Annotated in this window: 2 protein-coding genes; one reads left to right on the forward strand and one right to left on the reverse strand. The window is 64.3% G+C overall.

Features of this window, described 5'->3' with window-relative positions; translation table 11 throughout:
* Positions 1-65: 65 nt before the first annotated feature.
* A complete protein-coding gene (locus CV103_RS07745) occupies positions 66-326 on the forward strand; it encodes an SDR family oxidoreductase (protein WP_245896721.1) in 261 nt (86 codons plus the stop codon).
* A gap of 160 nt (positions 327-486) precedes the next feature.
* Here CV103_RS07745 and CV103_RS07750 read toward each other — a convergent pair whose 3' ends face one another.
* Complete coding sequence (locus CV103_RS07750) at positions 487-1,527, reverse strand: PAS domain S-box protein (RefSeq protein ID WP_107394548.1); 1,041 nt, start codon at positions 1,525-1,527, stop codon at positions 487-489.
* Positions 1,528-1,719: the final 192 nt, after the last annotated feature.

Below are 1,719 nucleotides of genomic sequence, written 5' to 3' on the forward strand. Positions count from 1 at the left end.
CTACGATCAGACCAGACAACCGATCCTACCGGCCATCATAGTCGCCGCTCAACCGGCCATCGTAGTTGTCGCCGCGCAGATTTGCGAAATCGCTGCGGGAGGAACTGGCCGAGCAGGACATCAAGGTCGGCCTGATAGAGCCGGGCTTCACGGGCGCAGATTTCCAATATCCCGAATTTCCTCCCGAAAAGCAGCGGGAGCTGATCCGGCAGCATAGGATGCTGCGGGCGGAGGATATCGCCGTCTCCACGCATTTCATGCTTACGCAACCCCGGCGCACGGCGATCTCGCTCATGCGCGTCGAGACCCGGCTCAACCATCCCTGACGGGAGATTCCGTCGACAAGCTGGTCCTGGTCCCGGCCAGCGTTGCCCCTCGATCCTCGCCCGGTCGCCGGATGCGCTGTTCTGAAACCGTCCGCTAGGAGCACCGCTCGAACGCCGCGACCATCGCGAGGATGGGCGGGACGGGCGCGCCTTTCCCGGCCTATCGCCCCAGCCTGTCCCTCGGCAGACGCAATGCCAGTTCCAGGCTGTCCGCCAGCCAGGTCCGTTCCATCGTGCCGCCCAGCCCCTTGAGGGCGGCGGCCATCAGGTCCGTGCCGAATCCGTGCCGCTCTTCGCTCGGCTTTTGTCCGCCATGCTCGCGCCACATGAGCAAGAGGTCGTCCCCATCAAGCTCGGCCTTGATGTCGAGCGTGCCCCGCGCGTTTGAAAGGCCGCCATATTTCACCGCGTTGGTGGCCAGCTCATGCAGCAGCAACCCCATGGAGGTGAGGGCGTGCCGCCCTATATCCACGGGCGGGGCTTCGATCGTGATGCGCCCACCCTCGAGATAGGGGTGGAGGACCGCGTGGAGAACGGCGTCCAGGGCGGCGCTTTCATCGGTCTCCAAGCCGGGTTCGGTAAGGATCAGGCGATGCACCGCGCCGAGCGCGGCCAGCCGGTCGCCCAGATCGTCGGCGAATGCGTCGACGGTCGAAGCGCTCCGGCGGCTGACGCTGACCAATCCTTGCACGATCGTCAGGAGATTTTTGATGCGGTGATGCATCTCGCGCAGAATCATCTGCTGCGCCTCGGCCTGGCGCCGGCGTTCGCTAATGTCGTGGGCGATCTTGGAAGCGCCGATGATGCGCCCCTGCGCGTCGCGCACCGGCGAAATGGTGACCTCGATCTCGACCGGTATCCCGCCTTTGGCGAGCCGCACGGTTTCCAGCCGGTCGATACGTTCCCCCCGGCGAAGCCGGGCGATGATATCGATTTCCTCGTGAAGCCTGTCTTCCGGAATGAGCATGGTGATCGGCTGCCCGATCGCCTCCGCGCGGGTATAGCCAAAGAGCTTTTCGGCGCCGCCGTTCCAGCTTGTGATCAGCCCGTCGAGCGTCTTGCTGAGGATCGCATCGAAGCTGCTGTCGATGATCGCCCCGAGCCATGCCGTGGCGTCGGCGTCGGGCGACTGGTTGTCCGTCCGGGCGGCGGCATCAGACGCCGTAACGAGCCTGATCGCTCTGCTGTCCGATCCCATCATGAAGCGCTCCTTGCTTGATGGTTGGCATCGAATTTTCGCACATGCTTAGCAAGGCGAGCCTGCAACTCCAACCGCCGGCCCGCAAATGGAATCGGCATCCGTCAACTGAGATCAAGCTAGGGCCGGGACTCATAACCACCATGTGATGGCGGCGGCGAGGTGGATGCTGCCGAGGAAGACATCGGCGCGGCG

Source organism: Edaphosphingomonas fennica, assembly GCF_003034225.1.
GTDB classification, from domain to species: Bacteria; Pseudomonadota; Alphaproteobacteria; order Sphingomonadales; family Sphingomonadaceae; genus Sphingomonas_E; species Sphingomonas_E fennica.